The sequence below is a fragment of the Periweissella ghanensis genome (assembly GCF_918814755.1).
In the GTDB taxonomy this organism is placed as follows: Bacteria; Bacillota; Bacilli; order Lactobacillales; family Lactobacillaceae; genus Periweissella; species Periweissella ghanensis.
In genome coordinates, this window is record NZ_CAKKNT010000015.1 from 1 (window position 1) to 25,008 (window position 25,008).

Sequence of the window (25,008 nt, forward strand, 5' to 3'; positions counted from 1 at the left end):
TTAGCCAATTTTTTTAATCGTATTCGATTAGAATTGTCATAAAAAAAGACCCTAAATCTTTTACGATTTAGAGTCTAAAAACTCAATATCAACATCATTTGACAAAGAGCCAAAAAAAGACCCTAAATCTTTTACGATTTAGAGTCTAAAAACTCAATATCAACATCATTTGACAAAGAGCCGTTTATTTTAATTATTTAAAACCATCGTTAAAGACACTACGATTTTGAATGAAGTAATCTAATCCTGAATATACCGTAAAGAATAAGGCAATCCATAACATAATTTCAGCCATCGGAACTCCAAGGGGATTAAAGAACGCGTTATTGAAGTAGAATAAAATAATCGCTACCATTTGCGTGGTCGTTTTAATCTTACCAGGATAAGCAGCTGCCATAACTTGACCATTATTTTCGACAATTAACAAACGTAAACCCGTGACCGCTAATTCCCGAATCACAATGATTGAAATCACCCAAGCACTCGCCTTGCCAAATTGAACTAAAAAGATCAAGGCCGTCATAACTAACAATTTATCGGCCAACGGATCGGCAAATTTACCAAAGTTAGTTACTAATTTACGGGCGCGCGCAATTTTACCATCAAGTAAATCAGTTAATGAGGCGATAATAAACACAACCCCAGCAACGACTTGATTAATTGAAGTATCGTGTGCTCCTAAGAAATTCATCGTCCCAAATGATGGTAACACCAACAACAAAATGAAAATTGGAATTAAGAAAATGCGAAAAACAGTTAATTTATTTGGTAAATTCATAATTAGTTATCACCTTTGGCATCACTGCTAGCGGCAAAAGTAAAGTTGTAGTTACGAGTCAAATTAGAACTTGCTGGAATATTTACATCTTGCTTGTCCAATTGGATACTTGTACCAGTTGCAAAACCAGAAGTTACTTTAACATCCGTGGTATTTGCTGGAATATCAACTTCTTTAGAATCACCGGCTTGAATCATTTGGTTAACTACACTTGAGCCATTAACTAAAACCGTTACCCACGTACGGTTCTTTGAACTGATTACTAAAGTGTGGCCCTTGCTGATTGCATCCGCTCCCGTAACCGCAAAGCTCGTTCCAGTACCAGAAACTTGCCCATCTGCAATTTTTAAATCGGCTTCCTTATCCGCAGGTTTATCTTTTTTAGCGGCTTTTTTCTTTGATGAAGCTTTTGAAGAACTATCGGCAATTTTATCAGCTTTATTAACTTTTGAACTTGAAACTGAAACTGATGAGTTATCAGCATTTTGTTGACTATTTGTCTTAGTTGAAAGGGAATTAGCAATCACCCAAATCACAACTAAAACCACTACCACTAATAAACCGATAATAACTTTTGGGACAAATGATTGGATTTTGTCAGCCTTAGTTGGCTCCATATCCATACCAGTCCGCGTGACATTATCTAAATCGGTACGAGAATTACTTAAATCGGTGGTTGGTTCAATAACCTCTTTGGGCGCGTTAACTAATAGTTCATCAGCGTCAAGACCAACCGCTTGCGCAAACTGTTTCGTAAAGGCTCGGACATAAAAATCCCCTGGTAATTGATCAAAGTCACCATTTTCAATGGCATTTAAATAGCGTTTTTGGATTTTAGTACTTTGTTGAATATCATCCAAAGTAAATCCTTTTGCCAAACGGGCTGCCCGAAGCTTTTCCCCAATTTCAATATTGCGTTGTTCACTCATGTCTACACACTTCTCCATACTGATCTACTTATACATACAATTTAGTATAGCATAATTTTTTTATTCATTTAGTGCCGATTTTGTCCTTTTGGCAACTAATTTTATTTTATTCGGCATCATCTACCGCTGTTTTAGGTTCAACGGTGACCGTTGTAACCTGACTAGCGTCAATGAACATTTTAAAGTAATTTAGGATATCCGTAAACGTCAAATCTTCAAGTAATCCTACTTCGTCCAATAAATTAGCGCCATCAAATAAGTCACCATCATATTGATTAGCAATCGCTTCAAGTGAATTTAACATCCCTAGGTTACTACCCAAAGCTTCTTTTTTAATTAACGGATAATTATCAGCAACTGCTTCAAGTTTAGGCATCGCATTAGCTAGAATGTCGAGCATGGTTGCTTTAAAACGTTCGGCTTGTTGAGTTTCACTACTAATCGTTGCAAAATGATAGCCCCGCTGAGCTTCAAAATCATAGCTAAAACTATCATCAATAACCCCATCATTATATAGTTGTTGATAATATTTTCCCGTATCACCAAATAATAAATCAAAGGCAAGACTAATGGCTAAACTATACTTTAAACCTTCAACGCCAGCTGGTACTTGATCATAACCCCGAATACCAATGGCCACTTTGGGCCGTTGCACATTCAACTTTAAAACCATGGCTGGTGCCACATCATTATCGATTACATTAGCACCACGTTGAATTGGTTGACTTGGTGCAAATTCTTTGCGGGCTTGGTTGGCTTCAATCCAAGCTAAAGTTTCCGCGACATCAAAATTACCAACAATAAATAAATTCATATTACTAGGTTGGTAAAAAGTCCGGTAATTGCTATACAACATTTCAGCGGTGATTTCACCAATTGATGGTACTGTACCGGCGATATCTTGGCTCAAAGCTTGTTGTGGGTACATCGCCCCTAACAAACTCGTGTAGATTTGCCAATTAGGTTCGTCGGCATACATTTGAATTTCTTGGCCAATAATTCCTTGCTCTTTAGCAACTGACGCCGCCGAAAAATATGGATCTTGCACAAAATCTAATAAAACATCTAAATTATCATGTAAGCGCCGCGTTGTTGAAAATAAATAACTCGTCCGTGTGAAACTCGTGTAAGCATTCGCATTCGCCCCATACTTACCAAATAAGGCAAACGCATCATAATCGGCTTTTTCAAATAATTTATGTTCTAAAAAATGAGCAATTCCAGCGGGCATCGTTTGCATGGTGTCGCCATCAACGGGAATAAAATTCAAATCCAACGCACCAAAATCGGTTGTGATGACCGCATAGGTTTTGTGAAATCCTTTTTTAGGTAAAAGGTTAACCGTTAATCCATTGGTTAATTGCTTGGTGTATAAAGTTTCATCCAAATTGGGATAGTTAATTTGCTGCATAGTTTTCCTCCACCAATGCAAATACTGCTTGTAATTTTATTTTCTTAGCCAAGGCCATCACATCTGCTTTGGTAACTTGTTCTAAGTTGGCAATCCATTGCGCCGGTTCAGTTACTTTGTTACTTAATGCTTGGACAGTCGCCCGCTCAACGATTGAACGTGGCGAATCTAATGAGGCTTCAAATGAATTTGTTAAGTAAGCGATAATTTGGGTAATTTCTTCATCCGTAAAGTCTCCCGTTTGAATCGCTTCAATTTGGGCTTTAACTAATGAAATTACCCGGGTTAAATCACTACTTTGAATTCCGGTTTGCACCGTCAATGTTTGCGTTGCCAAGCTAACGCCACTTTGGGCATAATAGGCCAAGCTGGCTTTTTCACGCACGTTTACAAATAATTTAGATAATGGATAACCACCCAACAGTGCATTCAAAACAATCGCTGCGTAACGTTCTACAGGTGCATTTTGGTGAGGAATTTGGAAGGCCATATTTAACTTAGCTTGCTTAATTGGTTGGTGTTCAATCTTTTCACTGACAACTTCTTTTAATGGTTGTTGGTAGTTTAATTGAATATCAATGACGGGCCGTGGTTTAAATGGTAATTGTTTAAATAGCGCTACGACGGCTACTTCATCAACATCCCCAATCACAAAAATATCAATTAAATCTTCGGTTAACATCGTTTGGTAGTATTGGTATAAATTTTGAGCATCTAACGGCGCTAAATCACCAACTTGACCATAACTAGGAATCGCCATTTCATTTTGAAAATAAAGTTGTGATAACTGATTGTTAGCATAACTTTGTTTGTCATCAACCAAGGCTTCAAAATCGGCTTGCATATTTTCTTTTTCACGTGCAAAGATATCACCATCAAACTGCTGATTTTTTGCTAACGGATTAAAGATTGCTTCGGCTAAAAAAGCCACCGCATCGGCCAACAAGTTATCATCTGATTGCAAAAATTTTTCATTAATAATGCGCATCATAAACCGAAAACTATGTAATTGCCCATATTTTTGCAAATCAGTCCCAAAAGTAGCCCCATACATGCCGGCTAATTTTTGGGCAATTTGGGTTTGATCAGGATATTTTTCCGTTCCTAATTCGAGGATATTCGCTAATAATGAGCGTTTAGTAATCGTGGCTTGTTGATGTTTTGTCGTCAAGTTAACGACAATTTGCGTCGTTTTAAATTGTTGATTCGGTAATACGTGTAACCGAACTCCCTCGTGTAATTCTAAATCCAATACTGTTTCCTCAGTTTCTTATTATTAAATTAATTCTATAAAATTGGACTCAATAATCGACTAAACCGTTGTTTAAAACTTTGCCATAATGATTGGTTTAAAAAATCTTGTAATGTCAACGGCGTCGATTTTTTTAAGTCTTCATTGAAAATATTTTCTAATTCTTGGGCAACTTTCTTGTCGTACATAAACGCGTTACCTTCAAAATTCAATCTAAATGATCGGATATCAAAATTAGCTGAACCAACCGAGGCCATTTTACCATCAATAACCAAGACTTTCGCATGTAAAAAGCCGCCGTTGTAGGTTGACACGCTGGCGCCACATTGTAAAATTTCATTGGCATAATATTTCGTTGCTTGATAGACAAATGGATGATCGGGCATGCTTGGAATCATTAAATGCACATCAATTCCGGCTAAAGCTGCGTTTTGAATTACTTCTAACATCCCACTATCGGGAATGAAATAAGGGGTTTGAATTAAAATTGATTTACGCGCCGTCGCGATCATTTGCATATACCCACGCTTAATTTGCTGCAAATCACTATCGGGACCCGATGAGACAATTTGCATCGCGGTTGAGCCATTAATCGTCGTGGCCTTTGGAAAGTATTCCGCGTTAAATTCCACGCGCGTTGACTTATGCGTAGCGTTCCAATCCAAGAAAAATCGGGACTGTAAAGCTAATACGCCATCACCTTGAATTCGTAAGTGAGTATCACGCCAATAGCCAAACTTCTTGGAAGGTTTAATATATTGATCAGAGACGTTAAAGCCGCCAATATACCCTACCTTACCATCGATAATCACTAATTTGCGGTGATCACGAAAATTAACCCGGAAGGTTAAAATTTGAAAACGGCTTGCTAAAAACGGTTCAACTTCACCACCTAGTTCCACTAACTTCTTAAATAACTTTTTATTACGACCATGGGAACCAAATTGATCATAGATGACCCGGACCCGAATCCCTGCCGCGGCGCGTTCTTCTAAAATTTGCACTAATTCGCGACCGGTTTCATCATCCCGAATCGTGAAGTATTCAATATTAATGTGATGTTGTGCCGCTTTTAAATCTTTAAACAGGCTCGCAAATTTTGCTTGACCATCAGTAAAAATTTCAACATGATTTTGTTCCGTTAGAATCGCTTTATCTGTCCGTAAAAACATATTTACCAATTCTTTAGCACTATTGGTGATTTCTTTTGCTCCAGTTAATTGATTACTACTCAAGCGTTCTTCTTGGTTAGCAACAATTGTATCAATTCCTAGCCGAATTTGCGATTTCATATTAAAGATTTTTTTATTAGTGATTTTACGACCAAACACTGCATATACTAAAAATCCAATAATTGGAAAAACAATTAAGACCAATAGCCACGCCCAAATTGCCGAAATATCACGTTTTTCATGAAAAACCGTAATGATTGCAACAATTGTATTTAAGATAACAACTAATGCTGTAATTTCTATTATTAGTAGCCCATCCATAATATCCCCCCAGTTATAATAAACCTTTATCAAAACTACTCTACTCGATTACACTTAAAAAGGCAAAGAGGTTGACACAAAAAATGTCAACCTCTTAATAATTATTTAAATTAAGCTTCTTCAGTGTAACGTTTTTCACCAACACGTTCTTCACCAAGTTCTTGGAAAGCGTAACTAATCTTTGAGTTACGTTCGAATTCAGCAAAACCATAGTTAATGATTTCATCTAATAATTCAGTGTAACCAATACCTGATACTTGCCACATTTGTGGGTACAATGAAATATTAGTCATTCCTGGCAAGGTGTTTGGTTCACCTAAGTAAGGGACACCGTTTTTATCAACTAAGAAATCAATCCGTGTCAAGCCTTTAAGCTCAAGGGCTTGGTAAGCTTTAAGTGACATTTCTTCAATTTCTTTAGCTAAAGCTGGTTCGATAACTGCTGGCAAGTCAAAGACCACTCCAGAAGCATCAACGAACTTATTGTTGTAATCGTAAAATTCTTCATTTTCAGGGACAATGATTTCACCAAGTTTAGAAACCTTTGGTTCTTCATTTCCTAATAATGAAATTTCAAGTTCACGGGGGTGATCAATTGTTTGTTCAACCAATACTTTATAGTCGTATTGTAAAGCGTTGTTCAAAGCAACTTCATATTCAGCCGCATTGTGTGCCATTTGCATTCCCACTGATGAACCTTGCTTAGCTGGTTTAACAAATAAAGTTTCACCAAGTTCAGCTGCTAATGATTCATAAGTGTGTTGATCTTTGTTTTCAGGCGTAACCAAGACATACTTAGTATTACGAACGCCCGCTTGGTTCAAGATACGTTTTGTTAATTCTTTATCAAAGGCCATTCCTGAAGCCGTTTGTGGTGCTCCAATGAATGGTTTATTAAGTAATTTAAAGAGTGCTTGAATCGTACCGTCTTCACCTAAGTTACCGTGAATTACGGGCCAAAAAATATCGATATCACTTACTTCACTCAATGCGGCAATTGGTGCTAATGGGTTGTTAGTATCCATTTTAGCCATTTCAGCAGCGACTAACTCATCTTCAGCCGCGCCATCCAAAATTTTGTTTGATACTTCTGTGCCCATCAAAATACCGTCTTTTGAGAACATAAAAATACTAATCTCATATTTTTCTTTATCAAGAGCATCGTAAACATTACGTGCAGAACGCTTTGAAACGTCGTGTTCAGAAGAATTTCCGCCAAAAAGTAATGCTACGTGTATTTTTTTAGTTGCCATTAAATATTCCATCCTTATCTTTGTCCATATCATTGACACATTATTATAGCATATTAACTAATACTGTAACCATTTTTAAACTGGTGTCCTAGTAAAAATATTTTAGGCGGAGTTTTTCACTAGTAAAACAGGCCAAAGCATCGCGCTTTGGCCTGTTGGCAACTACTTTTAATAGTGCCTAAATTATTTAATTTCACGGGCCACATAAATTGGGCGATGCTTAACTTCCATGTAAATATTACCAATATATCGACCGATAATCCCTAGGACCAATAACTGAACCCCACCAATAAATAAGACAATTGAGATGGTTGAGGCCCAGCCGGCCACACTCGTGTTATTTATTAACGCACGAATAATAACAAAAATCATTGAAATCGTTGCAACACCAGCCATCGCCGCACCAAGTCCTGAAGCAATCATTAGCGGTGTTTCTGAAAAAGTCACGATACCTTCAATTGCGTAGCGAAACAAGCCCCAAAATGACCATGATGTCGTCCCAGCTACGCGTTCAATATTTTTATATTCCAAGTATTTTGTCTTAAAGCCAACCCAGCTAAAAATCCCCTTTGAAAAACGGTTATATTCCCCTAATTCCAAGATAGCATCGACCATTTGGCGCGTCATAACCCGAAAATCACGGGCCCCCGGGACCATTTCAACTGGTGAAATTTTGTTAATCAACCAGTAAAAAGTATTCGCAAACATCGTTCGAATTTTAGATTCACCATCTCGGCTAACTCGACGGGTACCAATACAATCCCATTCACCTGAAACAACCCCTGCAATCATCTCGGGTAGTAAAGCTGGTGGATCTTGTAAATCAACATCCATCACCGTAACCAAGTCACCTGTGGCATTTTTTAAACCGGCATACAAAGCAGCTTCTTTACCAAAATTACGTGCAAAGGTCACATAATGGACGGCGGCATCCTTAGCTTGTAATTTACGAACTTCATCCATCGTATGGTCTGCTGAGCCGTCATCAATAAACCAATATTCATATTCAACATCTGTTAACTCAGCATGAACCGCTTGAACCGCATCGTAAAACAATGCCACCGTTTCTTCCTCGTTATACACAGGTACAATAATTGATAATTTCAACATCTAGCTCCTAAATTTTTTCTTGTAAAGTACTAATATAGTTATTCTAGCTTACTTTCGCAATTATACAATAAAAGGATGAGAAGTATCTACCCCCCACCCTTCTATTTACTTGCAGCGACTAGCTGTCTGCACGACGAGACAACTCTTGATATCTACTATACCAAAGGTTAATATATTCCTTTGAAAAAGGGCCCTTACCGTTATTAATCCAATCTACTAATATCTTTACATTCTCTTTTAAAATCCGATCGACTTCTTTTGAGTAATGCCATTGATTACCATGGGCCTCGTATTCATCTGCATCTAATAACCGTTTTTCACCATCTGGATAGACTTTGACATCCAAATCGTAATCAATGTATTTCAATGCTTCTTTATCTAAAGTATATGGCGATGCCAAATTACAGTAATACGAAACGCCATTATCCCGAATCATTGCGATAATATTGAACCAATAATGTTTATGAAAATAGACAATTGCCGGTTCGCGAGTCACCCAACGACGGCCGTCATCTTCCGTTACTAAGGTATGATCATTAACCCCGATAATTGCATTTTCACTAGTTTTTAACACCATGGTATCGCGCCAAGTTCGATGTAAACTCCCGTCATGCTTATAGCTTTTAATGGTAATAAAGTCGCCCTCACGCGGTCCGCGTTCCTTGACCATACCAAACCAACTTTCTGACTAAACATCGAATTTCACTATTCATTATACACGGAATATTAGAAGTTGTGTAAAGATTATATATATATCGGCTAATAATGGTCAATTTTAAAATTCAGGGCTTGCTAGGGTGGCTATAATTTCATTGATATCATCACCTTGAAACCCTTTATTATACAGCGCTTGTTTTGTCTTAAGCGTCCGTTTAGCAGGTTCTAAATTTCGATTACGTTGCCAAATTTTTTCAGCCAAATGGGCTAAATTTTGTTTTTCAGCGGTACTATCCGTTGGCAATTCGTTATCAGCCACGACTTGCTCAATAATGGCACTGCTGTAGCCTTTTTGCATTAAGGTTTGATAGATTTTCTGTTGCTTAGCAAAGTTAGCTAATTTTTGATAGCGTTTTGCTAATTGAAAATATAACTTCGTTGCATTTTCAATTTGGAGTTCTACAGGATATTCATTCAAGGCCCGTTCACTAATATCAGTAGCAATTCGTTTTTGATATAACAATTGTTTAATCACTTGGGGCCCTTTAACACTCGTATTAGCGACGGTCCGCACTAAACTTTGCGCATAAGCCAAATCATCAATTAAGTGTTCGGCACTTAAGCGGGCTAATATCAATTCAATTGTTGCTGTATTGATTTCTGCTTGTTGTAATTTTTGTTGAACTTCATAGCGTGACCGTAACTGTTGACTTAAATAAACATACGCGGTTTGCAAGGCTTTGGCTTCTTGATCAGCTTGTTTAATTTCCGTAATCAACGATGGTGTTAATTCACGGCCTTTAAATAAATTAAAGCGAATTAACACCGTTTCGGCCACCGCAAAAGCAAATTCATCGGCAATATAAATATTAAACCGACCAGCCCGCTTTTGTTGCTCAACTTTACTTACTATTGACATTGATTTATCCATTCCTTTCCGTTTAACGACGGGTCACGTCAAAATGGTTTATCAACCGATTATACATATTTAAATAATTAATTGGCAGCTTAAAAATACGTTTTAAAAAACCAATCGACCACCGTGATAATAAAAAATCACCTTTAAATTGTTGGGGATGCCGTAAATAATACCAATTACTTTTAGGCGTAACTAAATACTTCACATTCCGATCAATAAAAATAAAATGGCCAAAACGACGCATAAATTCACTATCCGGTTTGAAAGTATGTAATTCAAATAACGTCATCGCACTTTTAGTTGGTAATTGAATAAGCGGATTCAGTGAAGATGTGGCAAAATCACTGACAAATTGGAGCGCTGCTTGGCGAATTGTTTTGAGTAACTGCCCTTGAATCGTTAATTCATGTTGCCCGGCAAATTCATAACTCGCTAATACCGGCACAATCGTCTCATTTTGCTTTTCATACCGAATGGTTGTTCCATGTTTAGCGGAAAATAGAAATTCTAAAATACCATTAATTGGCCGCGCTAAATTAGGTTGTTGGGGATTAATGCCTTGGTCAAACCAAAAACCATGTGTTATTAAGTTGGCGATGGGATTTGTTTTGGCCATCCCAAAATAATAGCCGCTAATTTCAACAGGAATCCCCGCCAATTGACAAAACTTTTGTAACGCTTGTTGCTTATTGCCATGCCAGCCAATATCAACCACTGCGACTTGGCCATTAAAGCCCATTGCTTGTAAATACTGTTTTAAATACTCAAATTCAATTTGGGCGTTGTGCGTAATTTCGCGGCTATATTTTTGATATATGTGCTCAAGTTGCGGATGAAATATCGGGGCGGTGGTATATTTGGTTAGATCTTGCTTCGTATCATCAGCATTTTGGACGCCACACGCCTTTAAAAATTGGTACATGGTAAATTCACGTGGCAAATTAATTTGGGCTAATACATCCGCAATTGGTTGAATTTCACGTAGTAATGGTACTTGTAATGCCCGGCGGGAAACGTATAAATAACTCGTGGTCTGTTCGGGATATAATTTTTGATACGCTTCTTGCAAAATAAAGCCATCACGAGCAAAGAAAAAAATTTTAGTATCACGAGCGACATTCCGTGCTAACCATTGACTAAATCCGAGAATAACCGGGCCAAAAACACTGTAGCCAAATTCTTGGTACCCATCAAATTCGTATTTTGCTAACATATTATTACTAAATAATTGAACGGTCTGGAGCAAGACATCATTAGTAATTAACGGTTGGTGGCTATTTAAAGTAATTTTAGGTAAACGAAAACAAGCTATTTCGGCCCCTCTACTTGCTAAATAATCGCGTTGCCAATCATCACCGACATGTAAAACTTGGTTAGGTGCCACTGCCAATTCAGTTAACATCGTCTTAAAAAGTATCGTATCCTTACTAGGCCGACCATCGGTTTGGGTGACATATAACTTTTCATAACCCGTATATCCGGCTTGGGCTAGCATGCTAACGACCGTCTGAGCATCAAGCATTGTGTCAGCAATGACCACAATCCGTTTACCAAGCTGTTTTAAGGCATTATATAAATCTTGTAAGGGTGCGTTGGCCTGTTGCAACTCAAAACGTAACTGAATTTCTAACTGCATCACCTCACTTGGAACCGTTAAAAAGTCATAAATCTTAGTCAAGGTCAGTTGCTGTGCATATTTACTACGAGCATGCTTTTCTGCAGTTTGCCGTAAGCTTTTAAAATTAGTAAGGCATGTCCCGTGTTGTTGTTCCCAAATTGTTGCCACTAAAGTAAAAATATCCGCATTAGCCGGTGTATTTTGCTTAAGTAAAGTGTTAAAGACATCAAAACTAACGACATCAACATCGGTTAACTGATCCCAGAGCTGATTGTAGTCAACCGTTGGATACGTTGCTAATTTTTGCTTTATTTGTGTAAACATTGATCTTGCCCCCCGGTAAAATAATCTTAATACACAAAAATCCTTATGATGCTTAAGCATCATAAGGATTTTTATTACGCTAGATTTTGTAATTACTATACAATACTCACATAATTAAGTCTAGCCTTTAGTAATGCAATAGCCTGTCTGAGGATCGAACTCAGGATTCCGCGCTGAGAACGCGACGTCTTGACCACTTGACCAACAGGCCATTTCACTACTAAATTATAGCTCTTTTAAATTACGAGTCAACCCAACATTTAATTATTAATTATTGTTACATAATCTAATGATTAAAGACGAGCACGTAATTCTTTAGTCTTTTCTTCGTAACCAGGCTTACCTAATAAGGCAAACATGTTCGTCTTGTAAGCTTCAACCCCGGGTTGGTCAAATGGGTTAATCCCATTTAAGTAACCAGAAATACCCACGGCAATTTCAAAGAAGTAGAATAAGTAACCAAGTGAGAATTCGTCTTGGTTTTCAATTTCAACAATCATGTTAGGGACACCACCATCAACGTGGGCTAAAACAACCCCTTGCATTGCAGTGTCGTTAACATATGACATGTTTTTGCCTTGTAAGTAACCCAAACCATCAAGATCTTCATCGGCCAATGGCACAACATAATCACTAACTGGGTTAGCAACCTTAATTACCGTTTCCATCAAGTCACGGCGCCCATCTTGGATGTATTGACCTAATGAGTGTAAATCAGTTGAGTAGTTAGCTGATGATGGGTAGATTCCTTTGTGGTCCTTACCTTCTGATTCACCTTGCAATTGCTTCCACCATTCGGCAAGATATTGCAAAGTAGGTTCCCAGTTAGCAAGAATTTCCGTGGTGTAACCTTTACGGTATAAGATATTCCGCATAGCGGCATATTGGTAAGCACCATTAGTTGCCAAGTCAGGATCAGCATAATCAACTTGGGCTTGGCGCGCTCCAGCCATCAATTGTTCAATATCAGCCCCTGAAGCGGCAATTGGTAATAATCCACAAGCAGTTAATACTGTGAAACGACCACCAACAGCATCAGGCACAACAAAAGTTTCGTAACCTTCAGCATCTGCTTCACTCTTCAAAGCACCACGTTTAGCATCGGTTGTAGCATAAATCCGGCTCTTAGCACCTTCTTGACCGTATTTCTTTTCAAGTAAGTTCTTGAAAATTCGGAAGGCAATCGCTGGTTCCGTGGTGGTACCTGATTTTGAAATGACGTTAACTGAGAAGTCACGGTCACCAATTACTTTGATTAAATCATTAATGTAAGCTGGGCTAATTGAGTTACCAGCAAACAATACTTGTGGGAATTCACGTTGGTCATCTGGTAAATGATTATTGAAGAATTCATGTAAGAAGTCAATTGCGGCGCGTGATCCAAGGTATGAACCACCAATTCCGATAACAACTAAAACTTTTGAATCGCTTTGAATTTTCTTAGCAGCGGCTTGAATCCGTGCAAATTCGGCCTTGTCATAATCAGTTGGTAATGTAATCCAACCAGTAAAATCAGAACCCACACCTGTTCCTTCACGCAAATCACGATCAACCGCGCTAACCATTGTTTGCATTTGTGCAAGTTCGTGATCGTTAACAAAATTCTTAACGTTAGAATAATCAAATTTAATTCGTGCCATTATGTGGAGCCTCCTAGATAATTAAGATACTTATATTATATTGTAAAAGCGCTTTCAAAACTAGTGGTATAGTCCAATTTTTTTGAAAAATTTGGGCTTTTTTCAATATTTGCTTAATTTTAGCACATTTATTCATTAGTTAGTTTAATGATTAAAATTTCAAATTTTTAATATCTTGCAAAAAAAAAGCTACAAATGTACATATATCAACCTTTCTCCCTTTTCACCATTTTTTATTATTAAAAAATCAAATAATAAAAACGCCGTTCCAAATTTAAATGATTGGCATCGGCGTTTTTATTGTTGTTAATTTTATTTTAAATATTTAGCTAACCTAATTGTAAAACGTAAACTTAGTAGCTCGTAAAGACATGGCTTTCAAAATTACGGTCATTACTATCCCGACTTAGGAATGCTTGAATTCCATTTGCAGAATTAATCGTAATATCAACTGGCACACCACTTGGTAAAAACTTAGGTGCAACTTGGGCTACGAAATTAGTAAAACTAATAATTTCCGTTTGACTGTAGAACTGCGTCGTAATGGTTACGTGTTCCCCTTGAATTTTTTGATCCAAATATTGGGCTTGAGCGGTAATATCAGAAATTGTTGGGAAAAAGTTTTCAATTTGTGACTGGAAGTTTTGGAAACTCTTACTATCATTATTCGCAAAATCTTTCATACTTGCTCCAATTAATGGAAAGACTTTATTAACAATATCAAGGTTATTCCAAGTACCAATCGCGGCATTCTTTGTTTGCGTACTTTGATAGAACGTTCCACCCGCTAAACTATCAGTTGGTGCTTGAACATACATCGCGACAACAATTGGTAAATCACTTGGAATACCACTCGTTTTACGGAGGCGTTCTACGACTTGAGCAGCGACTTTATTACCGTATTCTTGCATCGCAGCCTTACTAATATTTTGCTTAAAAGTAGCTCCATATTGTTCCTTTTGGTAGTAATCAACCGCATTCATCGCAATCCCAATGGTAATCCCTTTTAACGCTAAGCTATCCCCATTTTTTTGCATGAAATCTTGTTCTTCAATCGATTGCACATAAATCGGATTACGGCTATTATCTTTTTTACCATTGTCTTTGGGGTTTAAACCATTCGGATTATTTTTTGATTTGCGCCCTAACCACCCCCGTAGCGTACTGCTACTTAAGTATTGACCTTCTTGGAAAATATAATTTGCTGGATCATAAAATTGTTTTGAGATGTTTAATAAGCCACCTTCAAAACTCGTTAAGTTAAAATTATTATTCATCGTTGTGGCCGTTAAACCCCGGGCACTACTCGTTAAATAATGACCATTTTTAATAACCCCAGCATATTCACTTTTAGAAATTTGACCGGTTGTTTGGACACCGGCTTGATTTGAATCAGTGCTAGTTGTGCCACCACCCGTTGAGCTACCGATGTTACCACAGGCAGCTAGTAACGCAGCCATTGCGACCCCACCAATGAGCATCGTAATTTTTTTAAATCTTGCCATTAAACTAATTTATTCTCCTTGTTCATTCATCGCTGAAATAAAACGTTCCTCAGACCAAACTTCAATCCCTAAAGTTTCCGCCTTCGTCAACTTGCTTCCAGCATCGGCACCAGCAATTACTAAACTAGTCTTCTTAGAAACGCTGCCGACAACATCCGCGCCGTGCGCCTCTAACCATTCTTTGGCACCTTCGCGCGTCAATGTAGTAAGTTTACCAGTTAAAACCACCTTTTGACCACTAAAAGCACTGTCTGCAACCATTGGTTTGGTAGCACCTAAATACTGCATATTCAGCCCGAGGTCATTTAACTGCGCCATTAAATGCTTAACTTGGGGGTTAGCAAAAAATTGCGTAATTGCCTCGGCAATAATTAACCCAATCCCATCAATGGCCGCAATTTCAGTGGTTGTTGCTTGCATTAAGGTTGGCAGATCACCAAAACTACTAATAACTTGTTTAGCAACTTTAGCCCCGACACCTCGAATACCTAATCCAAATAGAAGCCGTTCCGCTGAATTAGCTTTTGATGTTGCGATAGCCGCTAACAAATTATTGGTCGCAGTTTCAGCAAACTTATCTAACATAATAAGTTCATCATATGTTAATTGATAGAGGTCTGCAACATCTTTTACTAAACCTTTATTAAGCAATTGACTAACAATTTGCGGGCCTAATCCATCGATGTTCATCGCATTGCGACTAGCAAAGTGGGTCAATTGTTCCAATAACTGGGCCGGACATGCCGGATTAAGGCATCGTAAGGCGACTTCTCCATCAACATGGACTAATTCAGCCCCACATGATGGACAATGGGTAGGCACCATAAACTTACGGGCCGTTGCTGTCCGCCGCTCTGCATAAACTTGTCCAATTTCAGGAATGATATCACCAGCTTTGTGTAAGTCGACATAATCATTTTCATATAAATCTTTAGCTGCTAAGTAATCTGGATTATGCAATGATGCCCGACTAACGGTTGTCCCGGCTAGTTGTACCGGGGTCATAATTGCGGTTGGGGTCACGACACCAGTCCGCCCAACGGTCCATTCAACATCAAGCACCTGAGTAATGGCCTCTTCTGGTGGAAATTTATACGCAATCGCCCAGCGTGGAACTTTAACCGTATTGCCCAATGTATTTTGTTGTGCCAAGGCATTAACTTTAATTACAACCCCATCAATGCCATACGGTAAGGTCTCACGTTGTTGACTAAAATCATCAATCACGGCCGCAAATTGGGCCGCGTCAGTCACTACCTGATTAGTTAGGTTAACTGGTAAGCCTAATGCCGCAAAGCGCGTTAAAGCTTCGGATTGGGTGCTAACCCCTAACACATCCGCTTGATCAGTATAGTAAATGAAGGCACTTAATTGTCGAGCTTTAGTTACACTGGCATCTAATTGCCGCAACGAACCGGCGGCGGCATTACGCGGATTGGCAAAGGTTGCTAATCCCGCTGCTTCACGTTGTTTGTTTAAATTTGCAAAGGCTGCTTTAGGCATATAAACTTCACCGCGTACTTCAATCGTCACAGGCTCAGTTAACTCAGTTGGAATTGCATCAATGGTTAAAATATTGGCCGTCACATCTTCACCGATAATTCCGTTACCACGGGTTGATGCTTGGACTAATTTACCATCTTGATAATCAAGGGCAATTGCTAATCCATCAATCTTTAATTCCAAATTATATGCTAAGGTTGCGGTAGCATTTTTTTCGGTCCGTTGAGCCCATTCCGTTAACTGTTCCATTGAAAATACATCCCCCAATGACAACATTGGGAGCGGGTGTTCAACCTTTGGTAAAGCTGATTTTTGAATCGAGCTCCCCACTTGTTGTGTCGGAGAATCTTTTGTTATTAATTGAGGAAAGCGCTCTTCCAAGCTAACTAAGGTCGCATACGCCGCATCATACGTAAAATCTTCAACGGTTGGCGCATCATTTTCATAATATTCCTGCCCCCATTGCTTAATTTGGCTCCGTAATTCAGCGATGCGTTTTTGGGCGGTTGCTTCATCTAAAATGGCTTCAATTTCATCCATGGTTTGTTCCTCATTTATTTCTCAACTTTAGTAATCGGCGCAAAGGCCGCCAATAAACGCTTAATACCCTTTTCTGGAAAGGCAATATCGAGTTCTGTATCTTCACCGTGGCCTTCAACTTTAACGACCGTACCAATGCCCCAGGCTTTATGTTGAACTTTTTCACCAGCAACCCACGCTTCGCGATCAGCTCCCGTACCCGTGGTACTCTTAGCCGTTTGCGTTGGCCGCTTGTACGCAGGTTTTACGGGTTGGCTTGCTTGTTGCCAAGGTGAACGTCCTGTTCCAGTAACCATCGCACCAGCATTCCCGCCAGCTAAATCAAGTAACTCATCGGGAATTTCACCGATAAACCGCGATGCCTTATTACTTTGGGTGCGACCATAGAGCAAGCGTGAATATGCATTTGTTAAGTACAACTTTTGCTTCGCTCGGGTAATCCCAACATAGGCCAGGCGTCGTTCTTCTTCTAACTCCGATTCTTCCATCATTGCGCGTGAAAGTGGGAAAATTCCTTCTTCCATTCCGATTAAGAAGACCGTTGGAAATTCTAGACCTTTCGCCGCGTGTAAGGTCATCAAAGTTACTTCTGCCGCGGTTTCTTCAACATTATCAAGATCTGAAACTAATGCTAGATCCGCCAAAAAGTCGCCGAACATATTACTAGTATCATCTTCATTTTCATTGGCATACCGGTCATCGAATTGCTTAGTTACTGACAAGAATTCTTGTAAGTTTTCAACCCGTGATTCTGCTTCTAAAGTTTTTTGGGCTTGTAAAAACTCTAAATATCCCGATTTCGCCAAAATCTCTTCGGTCATATCAGTAATATTAAGGAATGCTCGTTGCTGAATAAAGTTATCCATAAGCACCGCAAAATCAGCAAAATTTTGCTTCGCTCGGTTACTTAATTCGTTAGCTAAATCAACATTCCGGGCAGCTTCAAGCATTGCCATATTATTTTCATTAGCAAATGTCCGCAATTTTTCAACCGAAGTTGCTCCAATGCCCCGTTTAGGCTCATTAATAATCCGTTCAAAACTCATGTTATCAGCCGGATTAGTTACTAAGGTTAAGTATGCTAAAATATCGCGAATTTCTTTACGATCGTAGAATTTGCTACCACCAACCATTGTATATGGAATATTGGCTTTTACTAACTTATCTTCAATTGAACGTGATTGGGCATTGGTCCGGTAAAGCACGGCAAAATCATTAAACGTGGCAGTTTGATTTTCAATCGCTTTTTTAATTTCAGCGACTACATATAACGCTTCTTCGGCTTCGGTTTGAGCCCGATAGTACGTAATTTCTTCACCGCCAACATTTTCAGTCCATAATTTTTTGGGTTGTCGCACGACGTTGTTATCAATAACGGCATTGGCGGCATTTAAAATCGTACTCGTTGACCGGTAGTTTTGTTCTAACATCACTGTGTGGGCATCAGGATAATCTTTTTCGAAATTCAAAATATTATTCATATTTGCCCCACGCCAACCGTAAATACTTTGGTCAGCATCCCCAACAACACATAGATTCCGGTAACCACCAGCTAACATGTTTACAATCGTATATTGGGCATCATTAGTATCTTGATACTCATCGACGTGGACATATTGAAATTTATTTTGGTAGTATTCTAAAACTTCTGGTTCTTGTTGGAATAATTCAATCGTTAACATGATTAAATCATCAAAATCAACACTTTGACTTAATTTCAAACGCCGTTGGTATTCAACGTAAACTTGCCCTACAACTTTTTCAAAAGGACTATATGCTTTAGCTTGGAAATCTTTAGCATAAATCAACTCATTTTTGGCATTTGAAATCGTTCCTAAAACTGCTTTCGGGTCATATTGTTTACTATCAATATTAAAGTCAGATAAAATTTGCTTGATTAATGTGCGTTGCGCAGATGGATCAGCAATCGTAAAATTGCGATCAAAACCTAACCGTTCGATATCTCGGCGTAAAATGCGCACCGCTAAACTGTGGAAAGTTGAAATCCAAACTTCATTGGCTTCTTTTTCATCAAGGAGTTTACCAACCCGTTCCTTCATTTCACGCGCTGCTTTATTCGTAAAAGTAATCGCTAAAATATGCCATGGGGCAACGTTCATTGTTTCAACTAAATAAGCAATCCGATGCGTTACAACGCGCGTCTTACCAGAACCAGCTCCTGCCATAATTAATACGGGACCACTAGTTTGTACAACTGCTTCTTGTTGCCGATCATTCATACCAGCTAAAAAATTTTTTTCCACGAATTGTTCCTCCACACCTCGACTTGTCTGGCCAAAATAAAATTGGCATATCACTTATTATTGTACCAAATATTCCCACAAATGCATGGGCACATCCGTATTTAATACTAATTCAAAGCGGACAACGGGCTGCATTTTTTGCGTTCGTTGATTTAATAATTCGGTCGTTTGCGTTGTTTGTTGGTCAACTGTAACCGGCCCTAAATAATAAAATGCCGCCCCTTCGTCATCCGATTTTTTAACAAATAATGGTACGAAAATATCGCGATTTTGGGCATCAAATAATGCCGCTTCAACTGGTGAACTTAATGTTCGATTCGCCTTACTATAAAATGGCAAACGATTAGGAGCGATAAAATTATTATCATAGTTCAAATCGGTCGCGGCTTGGCCATTTTTCTCAACGGTAATAAAAATCGGTAAGGTTTGTGTTGGCACATCATACTTGTAACCACCAATATCGATACTTGGTAAATCACTCGCCCAATTCAATAACCGAACGACATCTTTACGGCGATATTTTTGATATAACGTAAATTGATTTTGCTTATCATTACTTGTGCTAATCATTAATAATCCCACTTCAATCGCATCTAATAACATTGTTTGTTCTAAATCAGTAAATAATCGTGGTAATTGCCATGTATCACCTATTAAATCAACAATTGGCTGGTCACCATATTTACGGCGATCAGTTGCGGTGAAATAATCTTTGATCCCTAACACATTAACGATTGAACTTAACGTCGCCTGGTCATGATACTCATCTTCTAGAATCGTTAACACTTCCATCGTTGTTAATGGGCCTTGTTTTAATAACGCTTGTAAAATTAATAGTTCATGGCGACGTTGTCCAAAGGCCAATTCTTGACTAATAAACTGGAGCCACGCTGTAAAATCAGCTGCTAACGCTGGCATAATTTCGCCCGTCATTTTACTAACAAAGGCCGGATACATTTTAAATTTATTGAGAATTAAGCGGACATCCATTTGATTACTTTGATAAACTTCCACTAATGTCGGTTGGCGGCCAAACCGATTACATAATGCTTGAAATTGCTGCTTTAATACGGCAATCCGATCAAATTTAACGGCCGTCACCGCTTTTAAAATCTGTTGAGCGGCAATTGCTTCAAAATTAATCGTTGATAGGCCACTAATTTGTGGTTGCAAAACTTGTAAGCGTAAATGGTCTTTATCTGTAATAGTTCCTGATTCAAATGCTTGTGGAATTAAATAGTTATTTTGGTAATTACCAATAAAATCAATCACAGTTAAATATTCTTTACCAGCAAATTTTCGTAACCCGCGGCCTAATTGTTGTAAAAAAATTATCTTAGATTGCGTGCTACGTAACATCACAATTTGATTAACCGCGGGGATATCAATTCCTTCATTAAAAATATCAACCGCAATTAAGTAAGTTAACGTGCCTGCTTCTAATGCTGCCACGGCTTGTTCCCGCTCAGCATTACTTGATTGAGCGCTCAAAAATTGACTCGCTAAGCCCCGCTCAGTTAATTTAACCGCTAAAATTTCACCTTCTTCAATCCGGCTGACAAAAATTAATCCACGTAATTGTTCGCCGGCATACCCATAATAATTAGTTTTAGCGATTAGATGCTCCACCCGTTCATCAGCTACTAAATATTTTAATGCCGTTAAATCAGTAATTAATTCATTATCCACTTGGTAATCGGCGACCCCAATATAATTAAACGGCACTAACATATCGGCGGCTAAGGCATCCGCTAATGAAATTTCGTATGCCAGATTGTAATCAAATAATTCATAGACATTAAACCCATCGGTCCGCTCGGGGGTAGCTGTAATTCCTAGCATAAAAGTCGGTTTAAAATACGTAAATAACTGTTGGTATGATGGTGCTTTAGCCCGATGCGTTTCATCAATTACGATATAATCAAACGCCGTTGGATCAAAGTCTGCATAATGCTTCGTTAAGGTTTGAATTGACGCAAAGACAAAGCGCGTGGAACTCGTATGTTGACTACCACTATAAATTCCAAATGTATCGGTTGGCGCGGTAAAAATACGTTTAAAAGTGGCCATTGCTTGGTGTAATAATTGTTCCCGGTGGGCAATGAACAGTACCCTTTTAGGCTGGGCTTGTTGAATATCAAACGCCGCTAGATACGTTTTTCCCGTTCCAGTTGCTGAAACTACCAAGGCACGGTTAGCGTCTTGGTGGCGTAAGACTTGCAGTGCTGTTAAAGCGGCCCCTTGCATTTGATTTGGGGTAATTTGGGTAACTGTGCTCACGGGCGTCTTAGTAGGTAATGGTGCTTGATATTGCGCGGTATATTCGGCTAACCACGCCGGTGTTAACGGCACGGCTTGGCTACTTAATTGCGCTAAGGCGTGTTGAAATTGTTGGGTAAAGGCTCCTTCCGTTAATGAACTTAACTTAACGGTCCATTCTAAGTTAGTTTTTAAGGCGGTGGCGGTTAAATTCCCACTACCAACCAAAATCGTATGGTGGTTAGCATGTTGAATATAATATGCTTTAGTATGAAAGGCCCCATCCGTCACAATTTCAACCGTGACATTTGGTAATTTCAGTAACTCGGCAAACATTTTGGGCTGATTAAAGCCTAAGTAAGTTGATGTAATTATCTTGCCTTTAACACCTCGCAATGCCAAATCTGCTAACTTCGTCTTGAGCATTAAAAGCCCACCTTCAGTGATAAAGGCGACTGCAAAAATAAATGTCTCAGCTGTCGCTAATTCATTATTTAAGCAATCGCCTAAATTAAAGTCAGTATTGGTAATTAAAGTTGGTGCTAAAGGACTTTGATAGTTGGCTTGGGCTTGTAACATCCCATGCGCCAAACTTGTAGCTAAGTCCTCGTGCATAATTCTCTCCTATTTTGCAGACACTAAAGTCATAATTGTCAGGATCATCGCGATCGTATTATTAAGCATATGTAACGCAATTGACACTTTAATTTGGCCACTCTTTTTAAAAAGATACGCTAAAATCATTCCCATCGTGGCATACAAACTAAAACTAATTAAATTGTTACTAGCATGGCCTAATGAAAATAAAATACCACTTAAAATAACACTCAACCACCACGCTTGATGTTTGAAGAAATAACTAATTACAATCCCACGAAAAATAAATTCTTCCACAAAGGGGGCAATAAAAGCCCCAGCAAAACTAAAGACGATTAGTGTAATCGTATTAGTACTTAATAAATCGTTCACGTTTGTTTGGTTTTGTGTCATGGCACTACCATAGACTAAATTCATCAATGCATTAAGTCCCATTGATAAAATACAAATTAATCCATACCCTATCAAAACCATTTTAATTTCAGGCCACGTAAATTTAGTAAACTGGGGCCGACTTAAGTTAGGTTTAATAATCCACCAACCTAAACATGCAATCCCAATATAAACGGCTAAAAAGACTGCGGCCGCAACATACATTGCCCATGGCGTCTGCTTAGCTAACGCATTCCCCACATCTAAAATTTCTGGTACTAATACTACCGCTATGAACATCCCAATTAAAATCAAAATTTTAACAATAATATCTAATTGATCACCCGTTTTTTTCATCGTACTCCCGCTCGCTTTCTAACTTTGCTTTTTGTAAGTGATACACAAGCCATGTCATTAACCCACTCAGTAAAACAAATAAAATTCCATACATTAGCATTAACTGTCCCGTCCCTAAACGATAGTTAATCCCTAAAAATGTGGCCCCGACAAAGACACTAATAATTACGATGCCCACAAAAATTTGAATTGCAATTTTCACTAACCTTCCCCTTTTACTTGCTCATTAAAAATTGTGCGCATTAAAGCCGCATGTTCATGGGTTTGAAATGATGCCAAGCGTAAATAATTAATTTGTTCTAACTGACATGTTAAAGTCCATAAGGAACTCAAATCATAGTCATCAACATAATTAACTTGCACGTCCTCATGGGTTAAAGCTTTAATATACCCCGTTACCGTCGCGTCTAAATCCGCATCATCAGTAAAGCCAATTGTTAAGACTTGCTTTTGTTGATAAGTCGATTGTAAAAAGGTCCATAAAAAATTAATCTGGCGCAAGTCAATTTGTTTAATTAAGGGCTCAACGTGCCAAATATCATAGTAGCCTTGTTTTTGGGCTAGTTCAATTTTAACAACTAATGCCCGTAAATAATCAGATTGTTCTTCGATTGCATAAATATCAGCTCGATTAATCAACAATAGCCCATTTATTTTCCCATCCGGATCAATTGATTTAACGACACAAAATTTACTATCATGAGCCACAATAAACCCGATTGAATACGTATCAGGATTAATAAAATGATGAATTTCGACTAATTGTTGGCTCGCTTGCAACGTTTTAATACTTGTTGAATTAACTATCAATATTTTTATTGGTTACTAAGGACATATTCGGTTAAGACCTCAGCAACGGCTCCTTCATTATTCGTTAAATGCGTGATATGATCAGCAACCGCTTTAACAGCGGGAATCGCATTCGCAACTGCGACACCCAACCCGGCGGCTTTAATCATTGCAATATCATTACTATTATCACCAATTGCAATCACATCGGTAAGGGTAAAGCCTAACTGTTGGGCTAGATCACTGGCAGCTTGGCCTTTATTAGTCCCCTTTTTGTTAAATTCGACATAGCGCTGTGATGAAAACGTCACTTCAACTTGATCGCCAACTTGCGCACAAACTGCGGCTTTAATGGCTAACCGTAAATCATCGTCACTAGTTTCAAAAATAACTTTCATAATATCGGCATCGGCTAAAAATGCAATATCTGGTTGCGTCAGTAAGGTGTATGTAACACCCCGTTCGGCCATATAGGCTTGATCACTTGGTGAGATATTGTAAATATATAATTCATCAACCGTATAAATATGGGCATCAATAGTCGAATCAATCAAACCGGCAGCGAGAATTTGTTGGGCTAATGTAAAATCTAAGCCGCGGGTGCTAATAACTTGATTGTTACGATTTTCAACAATTGCGGCCCCATTATATGAAATGACATATTGAGCCGGGCAATTATAGAGTGCTAATTGCTTTAGTAATGGTTGCACCGATTTAAAACTGCGCCCCGTATTCGGTACGAATTTAAAACCCGCAGCCACGGCCGCTTGAATGGCCGTCACATTTTTGGGATTGATTGTACCATCATCATTTAAAAGTGTTTCGTCTAAATCACTAACCATCATTTTATACATCATTCACCCTCACATTTATTTTATTATTCTTATTTTAACAAAGGTTAATCATCGCGGCTATCTTGGCACTCGATTTATTGTATATTCTAAAGCGTTATATTTTTTATAAAAGTAAAGGCTATGATATAATAAGTATTATCAATTGAAATTATTTATTACATTTATAGGAGGCATTTTATGCTTAAAGAATTTAAAACATTCTTACTTCGGGGGAACGTCCTAGATTTAGCTGTCGGGGTTATTATTGGTAATGCTTTAACAGCCATTGTTAAGGCGTTGTCTGCCGGCATTATTTTACCATTAGTTAACTTATTCATGTTCAAGATTGACTTGAGTAAATTAAAGTTCAGCATTGGCCAAGCATCTTTCCAAATCGGACCTGTGCTTGAAGCCGTTATTTCATTCGTCATTACTGGGTTTGTATTGTTTATCATGGTTAAAACAATTAATACCTTCTTTATGAAGAAAAAGGATGAAGAAGTTGCTCCTAACATTGAACTTGATACTTTACAAGAAATTCGTGATTTATTAAAAGCGCAAAACACGCAAAGTATTGAAAAGAACTAATCACAAATAAGATATTA

20 protein-coding genes and 1 tRNA gene are annotated in these 25,008 nt (G+C 38.3%); 1 reads left to right on the forward strand and 20 read right to left on the reverse strand.

What is annotated here, in order from left to right:
* Positions 1–193 precede the first annotated feature (193 nt).
* The 20 genes from pgsA to LQZ76_RS06070 form a co-directional block, all read right to left on the reverse strand.
* A complete protein-coding gene (pgsA, locus tag LQZ76_RS05975) occupies positions 194–778 on the reverse strand; it encodes a CDP-diacylglycerol--glycerol-3-phosphate 3-phosphatidyltransferase (protein ID WP_230098844.1) in 585 nt (194 codons plus the stop codon).
* A 2-nt stretch (positions 779–780) separates the two neighbouring features.
* Entirely contained in the window at positions 781–1,707 is a 927-nt protein-coding gene (locus LQZ76_RS05980) for a helix-turn-helix domain-containing protein (RefSeq protein ID WP_230098845.1), read from the reverse strand.
* Positions 1,708–1,813: 106 nt separating this feature from the next.
* The gene (yfmH, locus tag LQZ76_RS05985) at positions 1,814–3,118 is read right to left on the reverse strand and encodes an EF-P 5-aminopentanol modification-associated protein YfmH (RefSeq protein WP_230098846.1); all 1,305 of its coding nucleotides are present in this window, start codon (positions 3,116–3,118) and stop codon (positions 1,814–1,816) included.
* Entirely contained in the window at positions 3,105–4,370 is a 1,266-nt protein-coding gene (gene yfmF, locus LQZ76_RS05990; RefSeq protein ID WP_230098847.1) for an EF-P 5-aminopentanol modification-associated protein YfmF, read from the reverse strand. Before yfmF ends, yfmH begins: the two co-directional genes overlap by 14 nt.
* Before the next feature lie 35 nt (positions 4,371–4,405).
* Positions 4,406–5,863 (reverse strand): cardiolipin synthase, encoded by a 1,458-nt coding sequence (gene cls, locus LQZ76_RS05995; RefSeq protein ID WP_230098848.1) that lies wholly within the window; start codon positions 5,861–5,863, stop codon positions 4,406–4,408.
* A 110-nt stretch (positions 5,864–5,973) separates the two neighbouring features.
* Positions 5,974–7,116, reverse strand: coding sequence for a D-alanine--D-alanine ligase family protein (locus LQZ76_RS06000; RefSeq protein WP_230098849.1), 1,143 nt, complete (start codon positions 7,114–7,116; stop codon positions 5,974–5,976).
* A gap of 183 nt (positions 7,117–7,299) precedes the next feature.
* Entirely contained in the window at positions 7,300–8,226 is a 927-nt protein-coding gene (locus LQZ76_RS06005; protein ID WP_230098850.1) for a glycosyltransferase family 2 protein, read from the reverse strand.
* Positions 8,227–8,344: 118 nt separating this feature from the next.
* Positions 8,345–8,896, reverse strand: a complete 552-nt coding sequence (gene ntdP / locus LQZ76_RS06010) for a nucleoside tri-diphosphate phosphatase (RefSeq protein WP_230098851.1) — start codon at positions 8,894–8,896, stop codon at positions 8,345–8,347.
* A 105-nt stretch (positions 8,897–9,001) separates the two neighbouring features.
* Complete coding sequence (gene recX, locus LQZ76_RS06015) at positions 9,002–9,802, reverse strand: recombination regulator RecX (RefSeq protein WP_230098852.1); 801 nt, start codon at positions 9,800–9,802, stop codon at positions 9,002–9,004.
* Positions 9,803–9,824: 22 nt separating this feature from the next.
* Positions 9,825–11,744 carry a hypothetical protein gene (locus tag LQZ76_RS06020; protein WP_230098853.1) on the reverse strand — a complete coding sequence of 640 codons (1,920 nt, stop codon included), beginning with the start codon at positions 11,742–11,744 and terminating at the stop codon, positions 9,825–9,827.
* A 139-nt stretch (positions 11,745–11,883) separates the two neighbouring features.
* Positions 11,884–11,955, reverse strand: a tRNA-Glu gene (locus LQZ76_RS06025).
* An 82-nt stretch (positions 11,956–12,037) separates the two neighbouring features.
* Positions 12,038–13,384: a glucose-6-phosphate isomerase gene (locus tag LQZ76_RS06030; RefSeq protein WP_230098854.1), complete on the reverse strand. Its 1,347-nt coding sequence runs from the start codon at positions 13,382–13,384 to the stop codon at positions 12,038–12,040.
* A gap of 353 nt (positions 13,385–13,737) precedes the next feature.
* Positions 13,738–14,889: a CamS family sex pheromone protein gene (locus LQZ76_RS06035; protein WP_230098855.1), complete on the reverse strand. Its 1,152-nt coding sequence runs from the start codon at positions 14,887–14,889 to the stop codon at positions 13,738–13,740.
* A 9-nt stretch (positions 14,890–14,898) separates the two neighbouring features.
* A complete protein-coding gene (ligA, locus tag LQZ76_RS06040) occupies positions 14,899–16,932 on the reverse strand; it encodes an NAD-dependent DNA ligase LigA (protein WP_230098856.1) in 2,034 nt (677 codons plus the stop codon).
* Positions 16,933–16,946: 14 nt separating this feature from the next.
* Positions 16,947–19,172 (reverse strand): DNA helicase PcrA, encoded by a 2,226-nt coding sequence (pcrA, locus tag LQZ76_RS06045; RefSeq protein ID WP_230098884.1) that lies wholly within the window; start codon positions 19,170–19,172, stop codon positions 16,947–16,949.
* 81 nt (positions 19,173–19,253) lie between these two features.
* On the reverse strand, positions 19,254–22,070 hold the full coding sequence (locus LQZ76_RS06050) for a DUF3427 domain-containing protein (RefSeq protein WP_230098857.1): 2,817 nt from the start codon (positions 22,068–22,070) through the stop codon (positions 19,254–19,256).
* Positions 22,071–22,079: 9 nt separating this feature from the next.
* On the reverse strand, positions 22,080–22,781 hold the full coding sequence (locus LQZ76_RS06055; RefSeq protein ID WP_230098858.1) for a CPBP family intramembrane glutamic endopeptidase: 702 nt from the start codon (positions 22,779–22,781) through the stop codon (positions 22,080–22,082).
* Positions 22,765–22,983 carry a hypothetical protein gene (locus LQZ76_RS06060; RefSeq protein WP_230098859.1) on the reverse strand — a complete coding sequence of 73 codons (219 nt, stop codon included), beginning with the start codon at positions 22,981–22,983 and terminating at the stop codon, positions 22,765–22,767. Before LQZ76_RS06060 ends, LQZ76_RS06055 begins: the two co-directional genes overlap by 17 nt.
* A complete protein-coding gene (locus tag LQZ76_RS06065) occupies positions 22,983–23,591 on the reverse strand; it encodes a hypothetical protein (RefSeq protein ID WP_230098860.1) in 609 nt (202 codons plus the stop codon). The genes LQZ76_RS06060 and LQZ76_RS06065 overlap by 1 nt, the downstream gene beginning before the upstream one ends.
* 5 nt (positions 23,592–23,596) lie before the next feature.
* Positions 23,597–24,427, reverse strand: coding sequence for a Cof-type HAD-IIB family hydrolase (locus tag LQZ76_RS06070; RefSeq protein ID WP_230098861.1), 831 nt, complete (start codon positions 24,425–24,427; stop codon positions 23,597–23,599).
* Positions 24,428–24,601: 174 nt separating this feature from the next.
* Between LQZ76_RS06070 and mscL the strand changes: the two genes are divergently transcribed.
* The gene (mscL, locus tag LQZ76_RS06075) at positions 24,602–24,991 is read left to right on the forward strand and encodes a large conductance mechanosensitive channel protein MscL (RefSeq protein WP_230098862.1); all 390 of its coding nucleotides are present in this window, start codon (positions 24,602–24,604) and stop codon (positions 24,989–24,991) included.
* Positions 24,992–25,008 lie beyond the last annotated feature (17 nt).

What these genes read in the sequence shown, in the direction of transcription:
- pgsA (WP_230098844.1), bottom strand. Translation starts at nt 778, where the DNA reads ATGAATTTACCAAATAAATTAACTGTTTTTCGCATTTTCTTAATTCCA.
- LQZ76_RS05980 (WP_230098845.1), bottom strand. Translation starts at nt 1,707, where the DNA reads ATGAGTGAACAACGCAATATTGAAATTGGGGAAAAGCTTCGGGCAGCC.
- yfmH (WP_230098846.1), bottom strand. Translation starts at nt 3,118, where the DNA reads ATGCAGCAAATTAACTATCCCAATTTGGATGAAACTTTATACACCAAG.
- cls (WP_230098848.1), bottom strand. Translation starts at nt 5,863, where the DNA reads ATGGATGGGCTACTAATAATAGAAATTACAGCATTAGTTGTTATCTTA.
- LQZ76_RS06000 (WP_230098849.1), bottom strand. Translation starts at nt 7,116, where the DNA reads ATGGCAACTAAAAAAATACACGTAGCATTACTTTTTGGCGGAAATTCT.
- LQZ76_RS06005 (WP_230098850.1), bottom strand. Translation starts at nt 8,226, where the DNA reads ATGTTGAAATTATCAATTATTGTACCTGTGTATAACGAGGAAGAAACG.
- ntdP (WP_230098851.1), bottom strand. Translation starts at nt 8,896, where the DNA reads ATGGTCAAGGAACGCGGACCGCGTGAGGGCGACTTTATTACCATTAAA.
- recX (WP_230098852.1), bottom strand. Translation starts at nt 9,802, where the DNA reads ATGTCAATAGTAAGTAAAGTTGAGCAACAAAAGCGGGCTGGTCGGTTT.
- LQZ76_RS06020 (WP_230098853.1), bottom strand. Translation starts at nt 11,744, where the DNA reads ATGTTTACACAAATAAAGCAAAAATTAGCAACGTATCCAACGGTTGAC.
- LQZ76_RS06030 (WP_230098854.1), bottom strand. Translation starts at nt 13,384, where the DNA reads ATGGCACGAATTAAATTTGATTATTCTAACGTTAAGAATTTTGTTAAC.
- LQZ76_RS06035 (WP_230098855.1), bottom strand. Translation starts at nt 14,889, where the DNA reads ATGGCAAGATTTAAAAAAATTACGATGCTCATTGGTGGGGTCGCAATG.
- ligA (WP_230098856.1), bottom strand. Translation starts at nt 16,932, where the DNA reads ATGGATGAAATTGAAGCCATTTTAGATGAAGCAACCGCCCAAAAACGC.
- pcrA (WP_230098884.1), bottom strand. Translation starts at nt 19,172, where the DNA reads ATGAATGATCGGCAACAAGAAGCAGTTGTACAAACTAGTGGTCCCGTA.
- LQZ76_RS06050 (WP_230098857.1), bottom strand. Translation starts at nt 22,070, where the DNA reads ATGCACGAGGACTTAGCTACAAGTTTGGCGCATGGGATGTTACAAGCC.
- LQZ76_RS06055 (WP_230098858.1), bottom strand. Translation starts at nt 22,781, where the DNA reads ATGAAAAAAACGGGTGATCAATTAGATATTATTGTTAAAATTTTGATT.
- LQZ76_RS06070 (WP_230098861.1), bottom strand. Translation starts at nt 24,427, where the DNA reads ATGATGTATAAAATGATGGTTAGTGATTTAGACGAAACACTTTTAAAT.
- mscL (WP_230098862.1), top strand. Translation starts at nt 24,602, where the DNA reads ATGCTTAAAGAATTTAAAACATTCTTACTTCGGGGGAACGTCCTAGAT.